The sequence below is a fragment of the Oceanobacillus senegalensis genome (genome assembly GCF_900176885.1).
GTDB classification, from domain to species: domain Bacteria; phylum Bacillota; class Bacilli; order Bacillales; family Amphibacillaceae; genus Oceanobacillus; species Oceanobacillus senegalensis.
This window is the reverse complement of record NZ_LT839648.1, coordinates 462,900-485,165: the sequence shown is the minus strand read 5'-3', so window position 1 is coordinate 485,165 and position 22,266 is coordinate 462,900. Positions and strand designations below refer to the sequence as shown.

General features: G+C 37.5%; 23 protein-coding genes and 1 pseudogene. 2 read left to right on the top strand and 22 right to left on the bottom strand.

Annotated elements, in window-relative coordinates:
* Positions 1–23: 23 nt before the first annotated feature.
* The 3 genes from CAO17_RS02220 to CAO17_RS02210 all read right to left on the bottom strand — a co-directional run bounded on the left by CAO17_RS02220 (position 24) and on the right by CAO17_RS02210 (position 5,176).
* Positions 24–1,613, bottom strand: coding sequence for an AMP-binding protein (locus CAO17_RS02220; RefSeq protein WP_179151867.1), 1,590 nt, complete (start codon positions 1,611–1,613; stop codon positions 24–26).
* Between the two features lie 27 nt (positions 1,614–1,640).
* Positions 1,641–3,233 (bottom strand): AMP-binding protein, encoded by a 1,593-nt coding sequence (locus tag CAO17_RS02215; RefSeq protein ID WP_143833706.1) that lies wholly within the window; start codon positions 3,231–3,233, stop codon positions 1,641–1,643.
* Between the two features lie 449 nt (positions 3,234–3,682).
* Positions 3,683–5,176: an aldehyde dehydrogenase family protein gene (locus CAO17_RS02210; RefSeq protein ID WP_085991204.1), complete on the bottom strand. Its 1,494-nt coding sequence runs from the start codon at positions 5,174–5,176 to the stop codon at positions 3,683–3,685.
* 182 nt (positions 5,177–5,358) lie between these two features.
* Here CAO17_RS02210 and CAO17_RS02205 point away from each other — a divergent pair, with 182 nt between their 5' ends.
* Positions 5,359–5,952, top strand: coding sequence for a TetR/AcrR family transcriptional regulator (locus tag CAO17_RS02205; RefSeq protein ID WP_085991203.1), 594 nt, complete (start codon positions 5,359–5,361; stop codon positions 5,950–5,952).
* Between the two features lie 216 nt (positions 5,953–6,168).
* Positions 6,169–6,996, top strand: a complete 828-nt coding sequence (locus CAO17_RS02200; protein ID WP_085991202.1) for a dihydrodipicolinate synthase family protein — start codon at positions 6,169–6,171, stop codon at positions 6,994–6,996.
* Between the two features lie 201 nt (positions 6,997–7,197).
* Here the strand turns inward: CAO17_RS02200 and CAO17_RS02195 are convergent, their stop codons facing one another.
* From CAO17_RS02195 to CAO17_RS02120, 19 genes and pseudogenes are all read right to left on the bottom strand, one after another.
* Positions 7,198–8,787 (bottom strand): long-chain-fatty-acid--CoA ligase, encoded by a 1,590-nt coding sequence (locus tag CAO17_RS02195; protein ID WP_085991201.1) that lies wholly within the window; start codon positions 8,785–8,787, stop codon positions 7,198–7,200.
* A gap of 22 nt (positions 8,788–8,809) precedes the next feature.
* The gene (locus CAO17_RS02190; RefSeq protein WP_085991200.1) at positions 8,810–9,796 is read right to left on the bottom strand and encodes an NAD(P)H-dependent flavin oxidoreductase; all 987 of its coding nucleotides are present in this window, start codon (positions 9,794–9,796) and stop codon (positions 8,810–8,812) included.
* Positions 9,797–9,809: 13 nt separating this feature from the next.
* Positions 9,810–10,589: an enoyl-CoA hydratase/isomerase family protein gene (locus CAO17_RS02185; RefSeq protein WP_085991199.1), complete on the bottom strand. Its 780-nt coding sequence runs from the start codon at positions 10,587–10,589 to the stop codon at positions 9,810–9,812.
* 25 nt (positions 10,590–10,614) lie between these two features.
* On the bottom strand, positions 10,615–10,737 hold the full coding sequence (locus CAO17_RS21830) for a hypothetical protein (protein WP_281252905.1): 123 nt from the start codon (positions 10,735–10,737) through the stop codon (positions 10,615–10,617).
* Positions 10,738–10,869 carry a CoA transferase gene (locus tag CAO17_RS20670; protein WP_143833705.1) on the bottom strand — a complete coding sequence of 44 codons (132 nt, stop codon included), beginning with the start codon at positions 10,867–10,869 and terminating at the stop codon, positions 10,738–10,740. It abuts the gene before it with no gap.
* 24 nt (positions 10,870–10,893) lie between these two features.
* Positions 10,894–11,058: pseudogene (locus tag CAO17_RS02180) on the bottom strand (CoA transferase); the annotation flags it as partial.
* Between the two features lie 307 nt (positions 11,059–11,365).
* A complete protein-coding gene (locus CAO17_RS02175) occupies positions 11,366–12,139 on the bottom strand; it encodes an SDR family oxidoreductase (protein ID WP_085991198.1) in 774 nt (257 codons plus the stop codon).
* Between the two features lie 35 nt (positions 12,140–12,174).
* Entirely contained in the window at positions 12,175–13,029 is an 855-nt protein-coding gene (locus CAO17_RS02170; RefSeq protein WP_085994378.1) for a 3-hydroxyacyl-CoA dehydrogenase family protein, read from the bottom strand.
* 46 nt (positions 13,030–13,075) lie between these two features.
* Entirely contained in the window at positions 13,076–13,483 is a 408-nt protein-coding gene (locus tag CAO17_RS02165; protein ID WP_085991197.1) for an acyl-CoA thioesterase, read from the bottom strand.
* 33 nt (positions 13,484–13,516) lie between these two features.
* Complete coding sequence (locus tag CAO17_RS02160; RefSeq protein ID WP_085991196.1) at positions 13,517–14,467, bottom strand: MBL fold metallo-hydrolase; 951 nt, start codon at positions 14,465–14,467, stop codon at positions 13,517–13,519.
* Between the two features lie 34 nt (positions 14,468–14,501).
* Complete coding sequence (locus CAO17_RS02155) at positions 14,502–15,242, bottom strand: 2-phosphosulfolactate phosphatase (protein WP_085991195.1); 741 nt, start codon at positions 15,240–15,242, stop codon at positions 14,502–14,504.
* 132 nt (positions 15,243–15,374) lie between these two features.
* Positions 15,375–15,791 (bottom strand): acyl-CoA thioesterase, encoded by a 417-nt coding sequence (locus CAO17_RS02150; protein WP_085991194.1) that lies wholly within the window; start codon positions 15,789–15,791, stop codon positions 15,375–15,377.
* A 102-nt stretch (positions 15,792–15,893) separates the two neighbouring features.
* Positions 15,894–16,937: a phosphotransferase family protein gene (locus CAO17_RS02145; RefSeq protein ID WP_085991193.1), complete on the bottom strand. Its 1,044-nt coding sequence runs from the start codon at positions 16,935–16,937 to the stop codon at positions 15,894–15,896.
* Positions 16,938–16,977: 40 nt separating this feature from the next.
* Positions 16,978–17,754: an enoyl-CoA hydratase gene (locus CAO17_RS02140; protein ID WP_425435902.1), complete on the bottom strand. Its 777-nt coding sequence runs from the start codon at positions 17,752–17,754 to the stop codon at positions 16,978–16,980.
* A 544-nt stretch (positions 17,755–18,298) separates the two neighbouring features.
* Positions 18,299–18,463 carry an FbpB family small basic protein gene (locus tag CAO17_RS20665; RefSeq protein WP_143833704.1) on the bottom strand — a complete coding sequence of 55 codons (165 nt, stop codon included), beginning with the start codon at positions 18,461–18,463 and terminating at the stop codon, positions 18,299–18,301.
* A 255-nt stretch (positions 18,464–18,718) separates the two neighbouring features.
* Positions 18,719–19,501 (bottom strand): energy-coupling factor transporter transmembrane component T family protein, encoded by a 783-nt coding sequence (locus CAO17_RS02135; protein WP_085991191.1) that lies wholly within the window; start codon positions 19,499–19,501, stop codon positions 18,719–18,721.
* 14 nt (positions 19,502–19,515) lie between these two features.
* A complete protein-coding gene (locus CAO17_RS02130) occupies positions 19,516–21,072 on the bottom strand; it encodes an ABC transporter ATP-binding protein (RefSeq protein ID WP_085991190.1) in 1,557 nt (518 codons plus the stop codon).
* Positions 21,053–21,658, bottom strand: a complete 606-nt coding sequence (locus CAO17_RS02125; RefSeq protein ID WP_085991189.1) for an ECF transporter S component — start codon at positions 21,656–21,658, stop codon at positions 21,053–21,055. Before CAO17_RS02125 ends, CAO17_RS02130 begins: the two co-directional genes overlap by 20 nt.
* An 11-nt stretch (positions 21,659–21,669) precedes the next feature.
* Positions 21,670–22,260 carry a YkoF family thiamine/hydroxymethylpyrimidine-binding protein gene (locus CAO17_RS02120; protein WP_085991188.1) on the bottom strand — a complete coding sequence of 197 codons (591 nt, stop codon included), beginning with the start codon at positions 22,258–22,260 and terminating at the stop codon, positions 21,670–21,672.
* Between the last annotated feature and the right edge of the window lie 6 nt (positions 22,261–22,266).

The window sequence follows — 22,266 nt, the reverse complement described above, 5'->3', positions numbered from 1 at the left end:
TAGAAGTATGTTTCTGCTCACCGTTACCGTACTACTGTATACCCTGCAGCTTCCCGGTCCCAGGTATCTTCTGTTATTCCTTGTTTTCGAAGCTTATATTTTTCAATTCGTTGTGAAGGTGTTCTTGGAAATTTCTGAACAAAGCGTACATATCGTGGTACAGCAAAATGAGGTAGACGCTTTTGGCAAAAGTCTAACAATTCTTCTGAAGTTAAATTTCTCTCATCCTTTACTTGAACAACTGCTAGTACCTCTTCCTCAGATAAATCGGAGGGGACGCCAACAATTGCTGAATCCTGTACACTGGGATGCTTATTGATCACACTCTCTACCTCATAGGAAGAAATATTCTCACCTCTTCGTCTAACTACATCCTTCTGTCGATCGACAAAGTAAAAATATCCATCTTCATCCATTTGTCCACGGTCCCCTGTATGGAACCATAAATTTCTCCATGCTTTCACAGTCGCCTCTGGCATACCATAATAACCAGAAAATAAAATGGACGGTTCATTAGGCCGTACGACAATCTCTCCAGCTACATTTGGTGGACATGGATTTCCATCTTCATCATGAATTTCCACTTCATAAATGGGTAGCTTTCTTCCACAAGAACCTTTTCGGAAGGTTTCTGCACGATTAACCATAGCCAAGCCAATTTCTGTTGATCCATAAGCCTCTGTAATTTTTATGTTGAAACGATTCTGAAATTCATCATAAATTTCAGCTGGACATGGGGCACCTTGAATCTGACGGACTGGATTATCCGCATCATCTGGTCGTTCCGGTTGCTTCATTAAAATTGTTAACATGGAGCCCATATAAGTAAAGGTAGTGATGTGTTCCCTTCTGCAAATATCCCAGAATCTCGAGGCAGAAAAACGTTTATGCATCACGACATCACTTCCAGCAATTAATGCTGCAAGAATGGTCGCATATCTGGCATTGACATGATATAAAGGAAACATTGTAAATAATCGATCTTGTGGACCATAATCCATCAGTTCACAGCAAGTCCGAGATAGAGCAAAATTAGCTCGGTGACTTAACATCGCTCCCTTGGATGGCCCAGTTGTACCAGAAGTAAAAAGAATTAACGATTGATCTGTCGGGTTAATTTTCGTATCGACGTCCGCATCACTTTCGTTTTCCACTAAATTTTCAAATCCATGTACCAATATCTCATCTAAAAATGGATTGGGGTTATCCTCTCCAACGATAATGACATGTTCTAGGTATGGTAATCCGTTTTGAATTTCTTTTATGCGTGCTGCCCATTCCGAATCTATAACTATAGCCTTACACTTGGCCTGATTCAGAATATAGGATAAAAGATCCCCACGAAGTCCAGTATTTACCGGAACTTCAATAACACCAATTCTCGTAAGGCCTAGCCACGTCTTTAAAAACTCCGGACTGTTTGGAAGCATGACAGCACACGTATCACCTTTTACTAAATTCAATGACGAAAAAGCATTTGCTACTTTATTTCCACCTATGTGGAATTCTCGATAGGTCAGGTCACATGTTTCAAAACGAACAAAGCGTTTATCTGGATTCTCCTTTGCCCGGTACTCCGCTATTGCACCAAAAGTCTCTTTTCCGTTATACATATTCATCTCCCCTCCACCAAAATGTCGTTAACGTTGTAACTTATAGCCAACTAATTCACGATCCCAAGTATCTTCTGTTATTCCCTCTTTCCGAAGCTTATATTTTTCTATTCGCTGTGAAGTATTTCGAGGAAATGTATCCACATAGCGGATATAACGAGGTACTGCAAAATAAGCCATTCGTTTTTGACAGAAATCGAGTAACTCTTCATACTTCAAACTTTCTCGTTCTCTTAAAACAATGACTGCAAGAACCTCTTCCTCTGACAACTCTGATGGAACACCAATAACGGCAGATTCATAGATTTTTGGATGGTCATTGATAACACGTTCTACTTCATAGGAGGAAATATTTTCTCCCTTTCTACGAATGACATCTTTCTTCCTATCAATAAAGTAAAGATAACCATCATCATCCATACGACCAGTATCCCCTGTATGGAACCATAAATCCTTCCAGGAATTAACCGTGGCCACCGGGTTTCCGTAATATTCTGTAAACATGATTCCTGGCTTCTTCGGCCGAACAACTATTTCGCCACTTTTTCCAACTGGGCAAGGTTTGCCTTCATCATCATGGATTTCACAGTCATAGATAGGAACAATTTGTCCACAGGCACCTTTTCGAAAGGTTTCTGCAGCATTTGCTGCAACGGTCCCTAATTCCGTTGAACCATAAACCTCAGATATTTCCATTCCAAATCTTTGTTGAAAGTCTTCATAAATTTCAATAGGTGTTGGTGCACCATATGCTTTTTTTACAGGATTATCGGCATCATCCGAACGCTCGGGCTGCTTCATCAAAATAGTCAACATCGATCCCATAAAATTGAATGCCGTAATGTTTTCACGACGACAGATATCCCAAAATCTAGAGGCAGAAAAACGGTTATGCATAACAACATCACAATTCACAAGTAATGCCACAAGAACCGTGGTGTAGCGGGCATTTACGTGGAATAACGGAAAAACAGTGAATAGCCTGTCGTCCTCTTCATAATTCATTAATCCACAAGCCGTTTTCGCCACACTAAAGTTGGCACGATGACTTAACACAACTCCTTTGGAAGGCCCCGTTGTACCTGAAGTAAAAAGGATGACAGAAGGATGATCTGGTTGAATATCCTCCTCAATGGGAGAACTATCAGCCTTATTTAATAATGACTCAAAGAAATGCCATGTAACGTTACCAGAGTTTTTTTTATTTTTTAGAGAAGATCCAACAACAATGATATGTTCAAGGTAATCTAATTCCTCTTCTACTTCTGATATTCTCTCTGCCCATTCTGCTGACAGAACAATTGCACGACATTCCGCTTTATTAAGAATATATGAAAGTAAGTCTCCCTTAAATGCTGTATTAATTGGTACCTCAACTACACCAAGCTTCGCTAATCCAAGCCATGTATTTAGAAATGCCGGACCATTCGGAAGCATGACAGCACAAGTATCACCTTTTGCTAACCCTAAGTTTTTTGCTAAATTGGCGACTTTATTTCCATTGTCATTCCATTGCTTGTATGTCAAACTTTCTTGTTCAAATTGAATGAATCGCTCCTGTGGTTTTTGTTTTGCTCGATATTCAACAATGGCAGGAAATGTTTCTAAGCCTTTATACACTAGATGCACCTCCGTAAACCTAATAAGTACTTTCTCATTTAAATATTTACGTTAAGAGACGAAAGGAGACGTTTCACCTCTTAACTTATTAATGAATTAAATCCATTACGCACCTTTGTTTAGACTGTTTTCTATAAGATTGTTTTTGACTTAGAGAGATGCGCAGTAACCTGTCGGAGATGTTTAATACCGCTGCGGAATTATACTGCGCTGGTTGGTGCTCGAATTCATACCACCCACTTTTGTAGCGGTACGGAGGAAAGTCAACTTCTTGAAAAAGAAATCACTTTTTCTGCACCCGAAGTTGACGGTGCCCTCCTTTCCAATAGGAACACCACGTATCTGATGTATTTCCGCAGCAATCTTAAAGTACTATTAATCTCCACCATGTACTGCACATTTTCCTACAAGTGCGAATGAGTAAAGCAACAAAATGTATGAAAAGCGACTTAGTTTAAATCAATCCATACATTCTTAATTTCTGTATAGGCATCAATAGAGGCAGCACCGTTTTCTCTTCCTAATCCACTTTGCTTATATCCTCCAAACGGTGAATTTGGTTCGGTAATATTGTACGTGTTTATCCAAACATTACCTGTATTCATGGCATGGGCTACTTTATGTGCCTTCTTCAGGTTCGTCGTACAAATGCCTCCACCTAATCCATATTCTGTTTGGTTGGCTAAACGAATTACTTCATCCTCGCCATCGAACGGGATTGCTGAAACCACAGGGCCGAAAATCTCTTCTTTAGCTATGGTCATGTCATTGTTTACATTTGCCATAACCGTTGGCTTCACGAAATATCCATCGCGTAAATCGGCTTCCGTTGCTTCACCACCGATTAACATTTCTGCTCCCTCTTTTTGACCAATATCCACGTAATTTAAAACACGGTGTTTTTGTTTAGCTGAAATCAACGGTCCAATAACAGATGATTCATCAAACCCATTACCAACCTTATAATTCTTGGAGTACTCTGCTAAATCACTTAAGAAATTATCGTAAATCCCTTTTTCAACAAACAATCGGGACCCAGCAAAACACACCTGACCCGAATTCCAAAATACAGCGTTGGCTGCATTTTGAAGTGCTTGTTCATAATCAGCATCCGAGAAAATAACATGGGCTGATTTTCCACCTAATTCCAACGTAACCTTCTTAATGTTTACTGCACTATTTTGAATGATTTTTCTTCCAGTCGCTGTGGAACCAGTAAACGCAATCTTGTCAACATCTGGATGGGAGGCCATTGCATCGCCTGCAGTGGAGCCATGACCCGTAATAATGTTCACCACACCATCAGGGAATCCAACTTCTTGGACAAGCTCAGCAAAACGCAATAGGCTAATCGGCGTTTCCTCTGAAGGCTTTATAACAACGGTGTTCCCCACTGCAAGGGGCGCTGATATTTTCATGATGGCATTCATTAGTGGAGCATTCCATGGAACAATCCCCGCACAGACTCCAAGTGGTTCCCTTCTTGTATAGTTAAAAACTTCACCAGGAATGGAAGATGTGTGTGTTTCACCAGTTAACTTTGTTGCCCAGCCTGCATAATAACGAAAATTATCTGCAGCAGCACCAGCAAAGCCTAATGTTGTTGATAATGGCTGACCGTAATCTAATGTATCTAGATGAGCTAATTCCTCTCCGTTCTCTTCAATTAAATCTGCCAATTTCAACATAAGTTTTGCTCGTTCATTTGGCTTCATTCTAGACCATGGTCCCTCTTCAAACGCCTTACGTGCTGCCCGAACAGCGACATCCACATCCTCCTTATCCGCCTCTGCTACAGTCGTAATCATCGTTCCATCTGCTGGATTTCGAACCTCTGTTCTTTTTCCAGAAAGGGCATCTACCCACTTTCCTCCGATAAACATTTTCAATGGTTTAGACGTAAATGCAGCAGCTTTGCGATTTAAAGACACTAAAGTTGACATACAAGCTTCCTCCTTTTATATTTAAAATATACTAAATTTTTAGTAAAATATAAGTATGGTTCGATTATAAGTTAAGTTGAAAACGCATTCAATAATTAAAATTACAGTAAATGTCTATAACTAAACACTTCCTTCTATTTTGTTCATGAAAGTTTAAATTTTTTTATAAAAGAGGTATCTAAATGAAAAAAACCGTTGATAAACGAGTGAAGCGAACAAAAAAGGCATTTCAATGTACGTTATTAGCATTGCTGAAGGAAAAATGTTTTGAAGACATCACGATTACGGAAATCGTTAAAAAGGCAGATTATAATCGGGGAACATTCTATATTCATTATGAACAGAAAGAAGATTTGCTTCAGGAAATGATGGATGAAAAGCTAGACGAACTTCGATTCGCTTTTCGCAAGCCTTATCAACATTTGACAGATGAAGTAAATATTAGAGAGTTATCTACCACTTGCCTCTTTGACCACTTTCTTATAAACAGAGACTTTTATCAAACCATGTTAAGTTCAAGGGTATCCATTAATTTTCAGGAGGAAATGGTACGTTCGTTGGAAAAGCACTTCAAGGAAGATATTGATTTCACATCAAATCATGTTCCAAACGACATAAACTTGAAGCTTTTTTATCATTACCGTGTATATGGGATAATCGGATTAATTATCGAATGGATCAGAAGTGACTTCCAGCATTCGAAATCTTATATGGCCGAGCAAGTTGTCAAAATAGCTACATTTCATACGAAGAAAGTATCCATTAAAAGCAACTAAGTACCATGGAATATAAAACTAGACTCCCTACTTTTTCAACCTTTAGATTCGAAATATTAATAAGCCCTGCAATCATTTAGCTTTTTGCCACAATTGTTAACAAAAAATGTTACGGATGGTTGTTAGAATACTGGCACCGATTCCTATATAGCTATAAGGAGTACCGTTCTTAATAGAAATAAAGACTTATACTAAAATAGAGAAAGGGGGAACATTTTGCTTAAACAAACCTTTCACATTGCTGTCACAACAGCATTTTTTGAAGATGAGTCTTTAAATAGTCAAGGCACTATTGCTCATATAAAGGACTTGTATAAACAAGGTGTAAAGTCTGTGCTTGTCTCTGGGTCGACTGGTGAACAACATAGCTTAAACTTGAAAGAGAAAGTTGAATTGATAAACGAGCTTGTATCGGAAACAGAACTTATTGATAATATGGAGATTTTATTTGGTATATCAGCTATAAGACAGAAAGAGGCAGAAGAACTAGCTAAAGAAATTCGTGAAACCAAAATATCAGGCATCATGCTTGGCTATCCACCATATATTCTACCATCACAAGAAGAGGCACTGGTTTATACAAAAAGAATAACAGATCTTAGTAACAAACCTACTATTCTGTATAACAATCCAAAAAGAACAGGCTTTGATTTATCAGTAAAAAGTATGATTGAGTTAAGTGAAATAGATTTAGTGGTAGGAGTAAAAGAGGCCGGTAATAAAGAGAAGGTTGGATTACTAAAAAAAGGGATAAGAAGAAGCGACTTTTATTTTTATGCCGGTGGAGAAGTGGAATTAGAGGAAAACGTATCACTGGGGTTTAACCGTCTATCTTCCATTGCAGGAAATATCTATCCGATGGAAATCAGTCAAATCTTTCAAAAAATGATTACCCAGCAACATATTAGTAAACAAGACAGAGCAACATTCTATAACATTATTGAACAGGTTTATCAGGGAACTCCTATCGTAAACTTGAAAAAAGAGCTTAATCAAAAAGGGATACCTATTGGGATTTGTCGAAGCCCAATTGGAAATGCTTAAGGAATTCTTTAAGTAACAAACTCTTATTACTAGGAATTATGAAGGTTATAGAGGTTAAGCTAGGGTATAAGTGGAATTACGACAAAAGAGAAGAATCAATAGGATGAAAAATAGCCTCAACTTTTTTATGAATAGTTGGGGCTACTTTTCATAGATTATTCCATGGATAATTACTATTCTTTGATGTAGAAAACAGCTAAATTAATTAACTTTTTTAGGCCCACCCCAGTGCATTTCCCTTAAGCGGAATTTCTGCAGTTTTCCTGTTGCTGTTTTTGGTAGACTTTCGACAAATTCGACAGCCTTAGGTGCTTTAAAGTGGGCCATGTTATCTCGGCAGTAATTAATTATATCTTGTTCTGTTGTTTTCGCATTTTCCCGTAATACGATAATCGCCTTCGGTACCTCTCCCCATTTTTCATCTGGAATAGCAATAACGGCAACCTCAAGGATCTCCGGATGTCTATAGAGCACACCTTCGACCTCTGTAGAAGAAATATTTTCACCACCAGAAATAATTAAATCCTTAGCACGGTCACGAATTTCAATATAACCATCTGGATGTGTCACGGCAAGGTCACCAGTATGAAACCAGCCATCCTTAATGGCTTCTGCTGTTTTTTCTGGATCCTTGTAATATCCTTTCATAACAACATTTCCTCGGGTAACGATTTCGCCTAATTCTTCACCATTCCATTCAACTTCTTCCCCGTCTGGTCCAATAACCTTGGTCTCCCCATTGAAGGCAAGTTCAATACCCTGTCTAGCTTTAATGGTTGCTTGGTCATCGGCAGACTTTGAATCAAATTCTTTCTTCCATTCACAATATAAAATAAATGGAGCCGTTTCTGTCAATCCATACACATGAATCATCTCAAGTCCTAAGAGTTCTTGGGCTTTTTGAATGAGTGCAGCTGCTGGAGGAGATCCAGCTGTCCCCATACGTGGATTCGTTGTAATAGTTGCTTCCTTTGCTTTAGGATGGTTGACAAGCATATTAATAACGGTGGGTGCCCCACATAATAAACTAATCCCTCTCTTTTCAAATAGATCAAGAATTACTGGCGGGTCTACCTTTCGTAAACAGACATGTGTTCCACCTGCAGCGGTAATTGCCCAAACACCACCCCAACCATTGGCATGGAACATTGGTAGGGTATGCAGGTACACATCATCAAATTTCACATCCATATGATTTATAAAGTTTGCTGCATTCATGTAATTTCCGCGGTGGGTTTGCATAACGCCCTTTGGCTTAGAGGTAGTACCACTGGTGTAGTTTAATGTTAGTAATTGATTCTCATCAATTTCAACCTCTGGGGGTTCTATATCTGGTGCATGTCTTAGAAATGATTCATAGTCAATGCTTTTTAATGATGAATGTTGGCCTTCTACCGGAACAAGAATAATTTCCTCTAAATTTAAATTGCCAACTATTTCTTCAATCGGTGTTGCAAATTCCTCGTCTACAATAAGCAATTTTGCATCACTGTGATTGATGATATATTCCATGTCTGATGCAGAAATACGGTAGTTTAAAGGTACCATTACTGCCCCAAGCTGACAGATTCCATAGAAAGCTTCTAGCATATAATGTGTATTTGGAAGCATGACAGCAACATGATCACCTTCTTTAATCCCTTTATTATGAAGTGCAACAGCCAGTCTGTCCGTTCTTTCACCAAACTCTTTATACGTAAATTCCTTATCATCATCAATCACGGCAATTTTATCAGGATAATATTTTATGGCTCTTCGTTTCCAATCAAGTGGTGTTAATGGGGTATTCATAGACTTCGTCTCCTCCTTATATTTACTTTTTCATAGCAAATTGCTGGCCTTCAGTTATTTTTTTCCTTGCTTGAAGATAATCTTTCTCTAATTCCTCTACAATTTCAGCAATAGACTGCTGATTCTGAATGGCTCCAATTCCTTGACCTGCTCCCAAAATATCCTTCCAAGCCCGTGCATCCGCGTTTCCCACCTTGGATAAATCTTCCTTTTTCATATTTTCCAATTGTTTCGGATCGATTCCAGCATTCACGATACTTGGGATTAAATAATTGGCATGAATTCCACTAAATACATCAGAATAGATGATATCCTCTATCCCACAATCTACGACCATTTTTTTATAAGCATCTGATGCAGCACTTTCTTCGGCAGGAATAAAACGCGAACCCATATAAACGAAATCAGCACCAATAACTTCTGCAGCTAAAATATCTTCCCCTTGTGACAATCCGCCACCTAAAACAATAGGGCCATCCCAGAAAGTTCTGACTTCATGAACGAATGAGATAGGATTATATGTGCCACCATGTCCACCAGCACCTGCAGATATAAGAATTAATCCATCTGCGCCTTTTTCAATGGCTTTTTTGGCAAACGTTATATTGATAACATCTGTTAATACTATCCCACCATACTCATGTACTACCTGAGCAACTGGACTTGGGTCCCCTAAGGATGTAATAACAATTGGTGGCTGATACTTCTTAATGAGCTGTAAGTCTTCATGGTAACGCTTATTGGTCCGATGAGCGATAAAGTTCACCGCCCAGGGTGCAACCTTTTTATTCGGATTTTCCTTCTTATACCTTTCCAGTTCATCTTTTATTTGTTTCATCCATTCAGCCAATATCTTCTCTGTTCGTGCATTTAATGCAGGGAATGAACCAATGACTCCTGCTTTACAGGCATGGATAACCATTTCAGTGTTTGACACAAGAAACATTGGTGATACGATAACTGGTAAATGAACCAATTCTTTTAACGATTCCGTTGTTGATAGATTCATCGATAAAACTCCCTTAATACCCTAAAAAGTTTGGTTTTCTTTTTTCCATAAACGCGGATCTACCTTCTTTGAAATCCCTTGATTGGAAGGTAACCGATTGTCCATATGCTTCTAATTGCAGTAAATCCTCTAATGACATATGTGGTGCTTGATGCATGATTCGTTTTGCCATTCCCAATGTTTTGGTTGGTCCCTCAGCTAAAGATAATGCAAGTTCTCTCGCTACCTCAAGACCTTGCCCATCAGCTGTTACCTGGTTAATTAAACCGTATTCCTTCGCTTCATTTGCTTTTAACTTTTTCCCTGTAAAAACAAGCTCACTTGCTACATGCATGCCAACCTTTTGTGGAAGAAAATACAAGCCACCAAAATCTGGAATTGCACCTACCTGAGAAAATATTTCGGAAAAAACGGCATTTTCTTCTGCTACGATGATGTCGCAAGCAAATGCTAGATTACAGCCTGCACCAACCGCGGGACCATGAACCGCTGCAATAACCGGCTTTTCCATGTGATAGAGTCCAAGAACAGCTTCTTGCCCCTTATGGAGGAATTCTCTTATTTCAACCGGGTTTTCAATATCAATCCCAAAGTCCTTCAAATCGCCACCAGCACAAAATCCCTTTCCATTTCCATAAACTAATACAGCCCGAACATCTGGATTTTCCTTTACTTCTACTACTGCCTTTGCTAAGTCCACAGCCAAATCTTTGTTTAATGCATTTATTTTTTCAGGACGGTTCAGCGTAATTTCAAACACACCATCCTGAAAACTCGTATTTACAGTTGACATTGCCTTCCTCCTTATCACTTATCCCTTATGATTTCCCTCTTCCAATAGCCCTCCCATATGTTCTCCGATCTCTGGTGCATTCGTACGGAGTTTCCCCTGGTGTATCAGATAATTTGACGGGAATACCTATTTGTTTCATCTCATCCATTTAAGAATGGAGTACATTTTGAATCATATCCCTCGCTAAAACACGTGGATGATTGACCATCTCTTCATATGTAAGAACAGGCGTCACACATACTTCAACCTCTGAAAAAATATCCATCCACTCTTTTAGCATTTTTTCTGAATGATTGCTTGAATTTCATATTTCAAATGAAAAAAAACTATTTTTATCTACCTTAGGTTCGAAATCTCGTAAATAATCTCCTATTTTAGGGCCTTCTATCTTTATTACCTCAGCACCGAAATCCGCAAGTAACATCGTACAAAATGGCCCCTGAAAAAGACGAGTTAGATCAAGTACTTTAACCGATGTTAGGGGGCATGAATCTCTTCCGTTTTATTCCATAAATGAAAAAATATTAAATCTACTGACTAAATTGAAATCGTTTACATTAATTGTAAATTACAGATTCACTAAATGTCAATATTTTTTGTTATTTTAGACTAGTTTGCAAATAATCACTTTTTTTAATTATGATTTTTTTATTATATTCCCTTAACCTTCTCTATGAACTTCAATTAAAAATAGCCTAAAGAAAAAGATATGACCCTCAAAATATAATGGAAATCATATCTCTTTCTCGTAGAAGTTGTATACATATTGATAATGTCTAAACCGCACTCATTCCGCCATCAACTGAAATAATATCACCCGTTACATAATTTGAAGCGTTGGAAGCGAGGAATAATGCTACACCTTGTATGTCTGAATCATTACCCAGCCGGTTTAATGGGGTTAATTCCAAGATTTTTCCTTCAGCTTGTTCAAGAACCCCTTTGGACATTTTGGTTGGAAAGAAACCTGGTGCAATGGCATTTACATTAATATTATACTGGCCCCATTTAGCTGCAAGGTCTCTCGTGAAATTTACAACGGCACCTTTACTAGTGTTGTAGCCAAGTGCATCTAGATAACTAGGATCAGTACCTTTAAGACCTGCTACAGATGCGATATTAATAATTTTTCCTTTATTCTGTTTCACCATAATTTTTCCAACCTCTTGACTCATTAAAAATGTGCCTGTTACATTTACATTCATTACTTTATTCCACGCTTCTAATGGCATCTCAAGTGCCGATGCTCCCCAAGATGCACCACTATTATTAACGAGAATATCAATTTGTCCAAAGTGGTTATATGTTTCATGCACGACCTCTTTCACATCATCTGAACTTGTTACATTGCATTCAAATGCCAAAGAGTCTACACCAAGACTTTTGATTTCTTCACTCATTTTCAGACAGGCATCTACCTTCCGGGAACAAACTACTACATTCGCTCCTGCCTTTGCAAAACTTTTGGCAATTTGCGCCCCAAGACCTCGACCACCACCAGTAACAATAGCCGTTTTTCCATCCAACTTAAACAAATCATAGACATGCATCTTTCACTCTTCACCCACTTGCCTAATAATAATTGTTATACCTGTAAGACTTTTTCTTTTTGATAGCTATAAAATCCTTGACCAGTCTTCTTACCATAATGCCCTGCATCCACCATTCGTTTTAGCAATGGACATGGCCGATATTTAGAGTCATTAAATCCTTCATAAAGACTCTCAAGTGTATGAAGAAGGACATCAATCCCTATCATGTCGGAAAGTTTTAATGGTCCAATCGGATGGTTAGCACCTAACATCATTCCATTATCAACCTCTTCCGGATCATTTCCTTCCATTACGAGATAAGCCGCTTCATTTAGCATAGGAACGAGAACTCGATTTACAGTAAACCCAGGGTAATCGTTTGCGACAATAGTTTTCTTATTAATTTGTTCCGCAAAGCTTTGCGCGAATTCTAATGTTTGCTCTCCAGTATTGATACCTTGAACGATTTCTAATAACTTCATAATTGGTACAGGACTAAAGAAATGAAGTCCTACTACTTTCTCAGGTCTATTTGTCACCGAACTAATTGCAGCAATAGATAAGGAAGATGTATTACTTGCTAGTATGGCTTCTGGCTTCATAAAGCGATCTAGTTGCTTGAAAACTTGTTGCTTGATTTCTAACTTTTCCGGCACCGCCTCAACGACTAAATCAGAGTCTTTGCCATCTTCCATATTTGTTGTAAACGTAATATGACTTAAGATACGTTGCTGTTCTTCATTCGACTTTTTAGATATTCCTTTTAAAATTTGACTTTTTCCACGTTCTATATCTGCTTCTGTTCGATCAGAGGCAATTACATTTAATCCAGCTTGTGCAATTACCTGGGTAATTCCTGCTCCCATTAATCCACAACCAACTACCAACACTTTCTTACAAGGATTCATTTGAGACACTTCGTCCGCCTCCATTGAAATATGAATTTGATAATTTTTAGCCAGCGTCATCTGCTAACAATAAATGTTTATTTAATTCTCTTCTAATATTTTCTGGTATAGGTTCAGAAACCTGTTGATTCAAATTGTAATTCACATATACAACGGTATTTTTTGCACAAAGCATATCATCCTGATAAACTTCTTCATAAAGCTCTAAACTAGAATTTCCAATTTTATTTACCCAAGTGTTAATCTCCACATCCTTGCCATAATAAATTTGACTAAGATAATCGATATTCATATGGATAATAATCATTTTCCACTTTTGAAAATCATCATCTGGGGTAAACAACTTAAAAATAGGATTTCTTGCTGCCTCCAGCCATACAGGAATCACCGTATTATTAATATGACCAACCCCATCCGTTTCCGAAACTCTTGGTTCAATACTTGTTTTATACATGTAATACTCCTTTCTTTTTTCACTCATCTTCTATCAATCCGTATAATACCAATAGCTTCCTTTTCTTAACTCACGACGGCACTCATTTTTATATCTTAAATACTCTAAATGTGCCATTGTTTCCCCAATTGCAAAGCGTGTTTCATGAACGGTAAGCTTTTTATTAAACAGTCCTTCTGATATTTCAAATACCGTTCCACCTTTTTTTGCTAATTCTAGCGTTTTGCCTAACCTTTCATCATGATGGGCTCTTATTTCTTCAATTCTTTTATTCGCATCATGAAATGGCTTCCCATGGGATGGAACGACAAAATCTATATTTCTCTTTTTGATTTTCTCTAATGATGTAAGGTATGTTTGTAATGGATTTGGGTCTCCATGGAACCAGTAGGAAATATTTGGTGTTATCTTCGGTAGAATATGGTCTGTTGAAAGCAACATGTTTTTATCTTTATTATAAAAAGTAATGAGACCATCCGAATGTCCGGGAGTAAAGATAACTTCATATTCATGCTTTCCAATCTGAATCCTTTCCCCTTCTTGGAAGTAATGATCAATTTGCGGATATGGAGTTACTCGTTCCACAAATTCCTCTGTATTCTTTTTCATTTTTATGGATATGTTATCGGGGATTCCCGCTAAAAGGTAATTTTCTGAGAGGTTATTTAAAAATTCTTTTTCCCAGGAATTTAGACCATTTTCTGCATCGACTTCAGTCATAAAAACACGAGCTCCTGTCTTTTCTTGCAATGCACCGGCATACCCAAAATGATCTGGATGATAGTGGGTTAATAGAATATCCGTAATTTCCTTACCTTCTAATTCCTTTTCCCATCTTCTTATTGTTTCATGGTTATGTAAGCCTGTATCAATCACCTTCCAGCCACTTTCCCCTTCCGCTAAAAAGCAATTCACATGATTTAATCGAAAAGGAAGATCAATTGTAATTGTTTTTATTCCGTATTCGTTAAATAAAATCTTCATCCCATCCTTTCTTGATTGAACAACCTTTTATTTTCTATTTTTCATCGATACAAAGAGATGCCCTATCCGCAATATAAGGAACAATTTGGTAGATATCCTTTTGGGCCGCAAGTTCAATTGCCTCGTCCATCCCCTGCTTAGATAACATTCCACCGACGCGGGAATCCCTAAATATTTCATGAGCATGGTTTCCAATTCCTTTTACAAAATGAAGTGCAGCCTGTGCAGAGTCTGTTAAATCCCATTGACCACCAATAGAATGCTCCATTAAACAATGGATGAAGTAACCCGCTCCATAGAAATCCTCCACACAAAACTCTCCGGATGACCCGGAACAAACTAATAAAATCGTTTCATCCTGATAGTTATTTAATAATTTCTTCGCTACTGCTGAACTATTTAACAAAGAAGCAGCATAGATTGTTTTTGCTGCTAAAGACTTCTTAAGAGCAACGGTTCCATTTGTTGTAGATAAGACCACTGTCTTATTGGATACCTTTTCCTTTAAACCTAATGGATCCGGTGAAAGAAAACCATCAATGGTTGCCCCTTGAGCTTCTCCAACTAACTCGTAGCTTCCAGTTAGTTTATCCTTCACTACTTCTAGAGCCTCTTTTTGGTTTAAGACAGGAATCACTTCACTTGCCCCATGTTTAAGTGCTGTTGTGATTGTTGTCGTGGCAAGTAAAATATCAAACACGACAACGATTTTATTTTCTAGTTGTTTGCTCTCGTCCATATCTTCTTTTTTTAATATCACATGTAATTTCCTCATACCTAGCACCTCGAATTTTCGTTAGACCTAACTATTAGACCTAACTATATAGTTAATCCTCAATAAGTGAAGAATTCTTTGATCCCCCACCTAAAATGACTCGTTTTCCCTCCATATTTGTGGTGGGGGGTATTACCGACCATTAACCTGCGATAAACTCTTTTCCGCTAATTTTCCCCTCACATCATTTGGAATGGTAGTCGTTCTTTGATCTTCATAATTAAAGCAAACTATAACAGCAGTAGCCTTCGAAATAACCTCGTCTGTTTTTGGATTTATTAGGGTATGACCTAATGTAACACTTTTTGTCCCAATTTTCACAACATGGGTCTGTATTTCTAATACTTCAAAAGCATATGCCTGCGAAATATAGTCACAGCCTGTGGAGGCTAATATAAAGCCATTTACTGCATCCCTTTTCCCTAAAACATCCTCAAGAAATTTTGTACGTGCTTCTTCAAAGTAATGAAAATAACTAACATTATTGATATGTCCCATAGCATCTGTTTCACTAAGTCGCACATAAATGTCTATTTTATGGTCATCCATTCTCTTTCACTCCGTCTTCTAAAGTTTGAGTAGGCACTACCTGTAAATAAGCAGCACCTGTACATGCCTCTATATCTTTGACTACGTTTCCTTGATAAGTTTTTATAGTAGTCTATTATTTCTAGCTTCTTCTGCCATTTCTAGTAGATTAGCGATTCCTTGGTTTAAGGTGGAAAAACGATTATCTGTTACTTCTCCTATTTTCCATCTATAATATAATTGCTGTAGGATACCAGCTAATTTATAGAATCCAAGTGTTAAATAAAAGTTCATATCAGAAACATCTCGTCCCGAAACCTGTGTATACCTTTCTAGAAATTCTCTGCGACTATAAAAGGTATGTTCAGCTGTATCTGTTACCGAAGTGAGTCCGATATCAGGGTCACCTTCTTGCACCCAATATACGAGAGATGCACCGAGATCTGTCAATGGATCGCCAATTGTTGATAATTCCCAATCAAATACACCGATTACCTTACGAGGGTCATCAGCCTTAAACATCATATTATTTAATTTAAAATCATTATGAACTATCGATACTTCCTTATTAGATGGGATATGATCAATAAGCCATCTTTCTAATTCCCTTATATCTCTCAAGTCATCCGTTTTCGACTTTTCGATACGTTTCCTCCATCCGTATACCTGTCTTTCCACATATCCTTCTGGTTTCCCAAGATTACTTAAGTTAGATTTTTTGATATCGATATTTTGCAATTCCACTAAAGCTTTGATGACTGCTTCCGATATATGACTTCCCACATCGTGTATCCCCTTAAACTCTTCGGGAATTTCTGCATCGATTACAACGCCATTTTTCTTCTCCATAACATAAAAATGCTTATCCATAATAGTTGGGTCTTCACAGTAGATATATGGCTTTGGAGCTAATGGATAGACTGGATGTACTTTTTCAATAATTCGATACTCTCTTTCCATATCATGAGCTTTAGGGGGGATGTAACCAAATGGAGGCCGCCGTAAAACCCCTTCCCAATCCCCAATTTGAACCATATAAGTTAGATTGGAATAGCCTTCCGTAAACTTTTTAACAATCATTTCTTCTTCAGATAAACCAGGAATTTGGCTACGAAGATATGCTTCAATCTTTTGCCAATCAATTGTATTGTTTTGTTGCTTTTGCATGGCACCCATCCTCCTTCCAATTTAATTAGAATACCTCTCATTACTTATGAGTAAAGACCGGCTTACGTTTTTCAATGAATGCACGTACTCCTTCTTTGGCGTCTTTCGTTACAAACAGATCATCGAATAATTGTTTTTCCAGCTGTAAACCTTCTTCTATAGGGAGTTCACTTCCAACGTTTACTAAGTGTTTAATGCGACTTAATGATTGTAAGGATTGGTTGGCTAACTTTTGAGCAAGTTGTTCTGCCACCACTTTACCTTCCCCTTTAGGTACAACCTGAGAGACAATTCCAAGGCTACGAGCTTCTTCTGCAGATAATGGATCCCCTGTAAACATCATTTCCTTTGCCTTCGAGGCACCAACAATTCGTGGTAGTCGCTGTGTTCCGCCAGCTCCAGGTAGTAGTCCAAGATTCACCTCTGGAAAACCAATCTTGGCATGATTCTCAGCAATACGAATATCACAAAGCAAGGATAATTCTAATCCGCCACCGAGTGTGAAACCATTCAATAAGGCAATCGTTGGTTTAGGAATGTTTTCTATTCTGTTAAACACCTCATGTGTATCTATCTGATTCTCTTTATTTTTTTCTCTATCTGGAAATTCCTTAATATCAGCACCTGCCATAAAGGCACGATCTCCAGCACCAGTTAAAATGGTGGAAATAACTTCCTGGTCTTCTTTCAGTTCTTGAAATACCTCGTCCAACTCTTTTGTCACCTGTGTACTTAAAACGTTCATTGGTGGATTATCGATTACGACCGTTGCAACTCCGTTCTTTATGGTTACTGTTAGTAATTCCGCCATCCTAATCATCCTTTCTTTTTTATCCTATGGTTTATATTCAAATAATAAATCGCGTGATAAATTTACTTTTATTTCTTCTAACTTTTTTATTAAACTTTAATTTTATTTTTAAATAAATATTTAAATAAAAGTTAAAAAGCCCTAATGACTAATCTATGTAGACAACCTTTTTTAATGATGAAGGAGCTTTTTTCTCTTGTTAGTAAAGGAAATAATAAAGCAAATATTAAATTATTCTATGCTTTTATTTATTTTAACTATATCAAAATGAAACTTTGAAATCAATTTATTTTTTGATAATTTACTATATTTTGATTTTTTATCCCACCACTTAACAGGGACAACACACAAAAATGAAGAGGGTGGGACAATGTTTTTTAAACGCAAAACTCGAACATGGTTTGTATGAAAAGCCACTCCGCAAATATCCTTCACGTAGCAGTTCATTGTTCGTCTTTTGAGTTAAACACTTTAATTATGTCCCAGCCTCTTCAAAAAGAACTTTCTATTTAATGTTATTAAAATACTAATATATTGATTATTCGATGTGTTAACTGATATATTTTTCTAGTGGGTCTTTATCCTTTTTCTTACTCTTAGCAGCGAGTCGCTCTTCAAAACGTTCTTCAAACTGATCCATGAGTTGTTCATCATTCAACAATTCATTTTTATATCTATCTACTAATTCGTCGTATGATGACATTACTTTTGACATACTAGCAATGCCTCCCTTTACATATAATAAGAAAAATATTTAGGTTGTTTTTCAAGAGTTAACCTACTTCAACCTTTTCTATATAACTAGTATACACTATATTTACACAAAATAGTCTGTAATTTTTGAACAATTTGTGAAATGACAGGAAATAGTTGATTGAAATAGGGAAAAGTATGCTTTGCACCCTAACCTAAATGGAAATAAAAAAAGGCTTAGAGAATTTATCTCTAAACCTACATATATAGAAGCCCCTTATGAAATATGATTACCGAATAAGTTTAAATAACCTAGATAATAAGATAAACTAAATACTAAAAACAATGTTCCAACTATCAGAACAAAAAACAGCCAATCTTTTTTTCCAACCTTCATTTGATGATAATAGGTTCTGTCTTTCTCTCCAGTAAACCCTTTTGATTCCATAGCAATTGCAACGCGTTCGGCTTTTCGTATACCATTAGCAAGTAAAGGAATCGAATACCTCAAGATTTGATTGAAACGACCTCTTATCCCACGTTTTCGACTAATTCCCCGAATACGATGAGCCTGTCGTAAAATTTGCAATTCATGTTGAAATACTGGTATAAAACGATATCCAGCAAGAATTCCATACGTGATCTTCGGTGACAACTTGCATTGCTGCATTAAACTAAGCATAAATTTTGTCGAATCAGTAGTTAAAGCGAATAACAAGGATAATGCGACAAAGCAAAGGGACCTCAATGCCAAACTAATTCCTGTTTGTAAACTGCCAGTTGTTACCTCTACCGTCCAAACTGTAAACAGAACTTCCCCATATGAAAAGGTTTGATTAGCGTAAAGTATCGTCATCCAGGCAAATCCTAAAGCAACCAATACAAATGGACTAAAAAGCTTTAGCCATTTACCAAAAGGGATATCGGTAAACATAAACGTGACAGTAAGTATAAAAATGAAGTAAACAAGTGGTGTAAACACATCGAAGGTGAACCCTAGCAGAATTCCTGGAATTAAAATAGAAATCGCTTTGATAGATGGGTTAACGGATGATATCATGTACTGCACCTGCCTCATGCGTTTTTTAAGATACGATATGGAAAACGCAACCTAGCTTGTTGCAAAAGACTCTCTCTTTCCCATAGTTGTTCCGGTTTTCCTGTGAAAGCAATCCTCTGATCACAAAGTACGAAAACACGTTCCACTGAATCCACGATTTCCATATCATGGGTTACGAACACAATGGTTGTTCCATTCTCTTTTAATTGCCGTATCATTTCCATCATTTCTTTCGTAGTTGTAGCGTCTTGACCAAACGTTGGCTCATCGAAAAATAAAATATCCGGTGTTTCATCTAGCATCGTCGCTACACTTAAACGTCTTTTTTGTCCACCACTTAACGAAAACGGATTACTGAATCGGTGGTTTTCTAGATGAAACTGGTTCATTAATGTAGTAGCCGTTTGATTCATTTTTTCTTCTTCATATCTATTTAATTTCATACCAAATGTAAGTTCATCATAAACCGTATCCGTAATAAATTGATGTTCTGGATTTTGAAAAACGTACCCCATTCTTTTCCGAAGTTCATTTTCCTTCCATCTTTTTAATGCCTGATCTAAGAAAACAATGTTACCTTTCGTAGGTTGCAATAGCCCAGACATTAGCTGAAGTAATGTTGATTTTCCAGCACCATTTTCACCAATTATTGCAATACATTCCCCTTTATGAATATCCATGTTAATTTCTTTAAGTATCACGCGTTGTTTACGACGGAACGATACCTCTTTCACAGATAGTATCACTTCAGAAGATGTAGAAGAGCCACCACTCTGAAAACGATACGTATCCACAAATTCCTTAAGTGGAAAAATGCCTTCTTGTTCTAACAGTTGTCTACCTTCTGAGAATAGACGATGCGGCTTCTCATCCGCCAGAATTTTACCGTTTTTTCCCAAGACAATCATACGGTCAGTGATTCCTATCCAATCATCAGCTTGATGTTCGATAATAAGGACGGACAAGGTTCGTTCCTTTTGAATTTCTGAAATAAGATGGATAAATTCCATGCTTGAAGCTGGATCTAAATTGGCGGTTGGTTCATCCAAAATTAATAATTCTGGTTCAAGTAAGAGAACCGCAGCCAATGCAATTTTTTGCTTTTGGCCACCAGATAATTCGTGAATTTTCCTTTCTTTATACGCTTCCATCCCCACGATTTGTAGTACTTCAGAAATGCGATGGGGCATTTCTGAAGCAGGAATCTTCCTGTTTTCTAATGCAAAGGCAAGCTCATCTTCTACTGTAATCATACAAAATTGGCTTTCTGGATCCTGAAAAACGATACCGATATGCTGATTTATTACTCCTTTTGGAAAATCTGAAATATTTTTTCCTTGAAAATAAATATCACCGGCAGAAAAACCTTCCACACCATCTGGATATAAACTATTTAGACAAAGAGCTAAGCTACTTTTCCCAGAGCCGCTTGATCCCATTAGAAGAGTTACTTCATCTTTATTTAGGGTAAAAGTAAGATTATCAAGCACAGGTTTTTCTAGAGTTTCATAGGCAAAAGAAAAATGATGAACTTCTAATATGGATGTTCTGTTAAGCTGCTCCTTTCTCACGTTTTTTCTGCAGCTCCTTTCCTAAGGCATAGCCTCGTAAAACTCCTGTCTGAGCAAGTTGATCACCAATCCATTTCCCAACAACACCCGCGAGTAGGGCACCACTGATTAATCTTACAATGAGCATGCCAACTAATAACTCTAAACCTAAGGCGATATTACCAGATGAGTATAGGTTCCAAACAAAACTGAATACTGCCGCTGACATTCCTGATAACACTAAAATACGTAACCGATAATCACGCCATTTCGTTAATGCAAAAATGAGTTCTGCCCCCAATCCTTGGATAGCTGCAGCAAGAATTAGTGCTGGACCAGCTGCAGTGCCAAGCAGGACCTCAACAACCCCTGCAATAACCTCTGCCGTAAAAGCAACACCTGGCTTACGTAATATGTAAGCGGCAAGGATAGATACAATAAACCAAATACCAAATATCACTTCATAACCAAAAGGACCGAGGCCGAATGGTGCAAGAATATTACGTAGTCCTTGCCCAAAAAGAAAAAAGGCTAAATAGATGATACCGAAAACGACACCTAAGATAGACATGAGAACTATCTCTTTCAACTTCCATTGCTTTGTCATACGATTACTCCTTACTCTTTATTCGTTGGACTATTTGCTGAAATGCTAAATGTCATCGTCACATGTGATACTTTTTCTTGAACACTATCAAATGCTTCATGTAAAGCTCCAAAAATATGATGGACATCTCCATCTAACCGAGTTGCATAATGGGTAGAACTTACTTCGACATTGCGATGACGTGATAGGTCGATTTGTTCATAGATGACATCCATATAATCCTCCCTGCCCAATGGATATAAAGAGAATTTACATCCAGCTTGTTGCATGATTTCTCTGGACTTTTCTTCATTTAACGGTGTATCTGTTTCATCCATGTATACATCTGCATCGGAATCACCTGGACAACCAATTGAAAAGGTCCCACTCATTGCAACATGCTCCCCTGTTTTTGCTGCATGTAGGAAAATGGCTTTCGTCACATCAAAAATATGTACCATTTTTCCACGAATACATGTGGTTACATCATCGGTATCCTTCCATACTTTCGAAGTATCCACCTCTTCTAATGCCGATAAGATAATTTCGATAAATTGATCACTCATCGGGTAAAGCGTAAATTGGCATCCTGCTATTCTACTAGTTCCACAATAGTTGTTCATAAAAAT

Excerpts from the sequence above, each read along its gene's own strand:
- CAO17_RS02220 (WP_179151867.1), bottom strand. The coding sequence starts at position 1,613 with ATGTATAACGGAAAAGAGACTTTTGGTGCAATAGCGGAGTACCGGGCA.
- CAO17_RS02210 (WP_085991204.1), bottom strand. The coding sequence starts at position 5,176 with ATGTCAACTTTAGTGTCTTTAAATCGCAAAGCTGCTGCATTTACGTCT.
- CAO17_RS02205 (WP_085991203.1), top strand. The coding sequence starts at position 5,359 with ATGAAAAAAACCGTTGATAAACGAGTGAAGCGAACAAAAAAGGCATTT.
- CAO17_RS02195 (WP_085991201.1), bottom strand. The coding sequence starts at position 8,787 with ATGAATACCCCATTAACACCACTTGATTGGAAACGAAGAGCCATAAAA.
- CAO17_RS02190 (WP_085991200.1), bottom strand. The coding sequence starts at position 9,796 with ATGAATCTATCAACAACGGAATCGTTAAAAGAATTGGTTCATTTACCA.
- CAO17_RS02185 (WP_085991199.1), bottom strand. The coding sequence starts at position 10,589 with ATGTCAACTGTAAATACGAGTTTTCAGGATGGTGTGTTTGAAATTACG.
- CAO17_RS21830 (WP_281252905.1), bottom strand. The coding sequence starts at position 10,737 with ATGGATGAGATGAAACAAATAGGTATTCCCGTCAAATTATCTGATACA.
- CAO17_RS20670 (WP_143833705.1), bottom strand. The coding sequence starts at position 10,869 with ATGCTAAAAGAGTGGATGGATATTTTTTCAGAGGTTGAAGTATGTGTG.
- CAO17_RS02175 (WP_085991198.1), bottom strand. The coding sequence starts at position 12,139 with ATGCATGTCTATGATTTGTTTAAGTTGGATGGAAAAACGGCTATTGTT.
- CAO17_RS02170 (WP_085994378.1), bottom strand. The coding sequence starts at position 13,029 with ATGAATCCTTGTAAGAAAGTGTTGGTAGTTGGTTGTGGATTAATGGGA.
- CAO17_RS02165 (WP_085991197.1), bottom strand. The coding sequence starts at position 13,483 with ATGTATAAAACAAGTATTGAACCAAGAGTTTCGGAAACGGATGGGGTT.
- CAO17_RS02160 (WP_085991196.1), bottom strand. The coding sequence starts at position 14,467 with ATGAAGATTTTATTTAACGAATACGGAATAAAAACAATTACAATTGAT.
- CAO17_RS02155 (WP_085991195.1), bottom strand. The coding sequence starts at position 15,242 with ATGAGGAAATTACATGTGATATTAAAAAAAGAAGATATGGACGAGAGC.
- CAO17_RS02150 (WP_085991194.1), bottom strand. The coding sequence starts at position 15,791 with ATGGATGACCATAAAATAGACATTTATGTGCGACTTAGTGAAACAGAT.
- CAO17_RS02145 (WP_085991193.1), bottom strand. The coding sequence starts at position 16,937 with ATGCAAAAGCAACAAAACAATACAATTGATTGGCAAAAGATTGAAGCA.
- CAO17_RS20665 (WP_143833704.1), bottom strand. The coding sequence starts at position 18,463 with ATGTCAAAAGTAATGTCATCATACGACGAATTAGTAGATAGATATAAA.
- CAO17_RS02135 (WP_085991191.1), bottom strand. The coding sequence starts at position 19,501 with ATGATATCATCCGTTAACCCATCTATCAAAGCGATTTCTATTTTAATT.
- CAO17_RS02125 (WP_085991189.1), bottom strand. The coding sequence starts at position 21,658 with ATGACAAAGCAATGGAAGTTGAAAGAGATAGTTCTCATGTCTATCTTA.
- CAO17_RS02120 (WP_085991188.1), bottom strand. The coding sequence starts at position 22,260 with ATGAACAACTATTGTGGAACTAGTAGAATAGCAGGATGCCAATTTACG.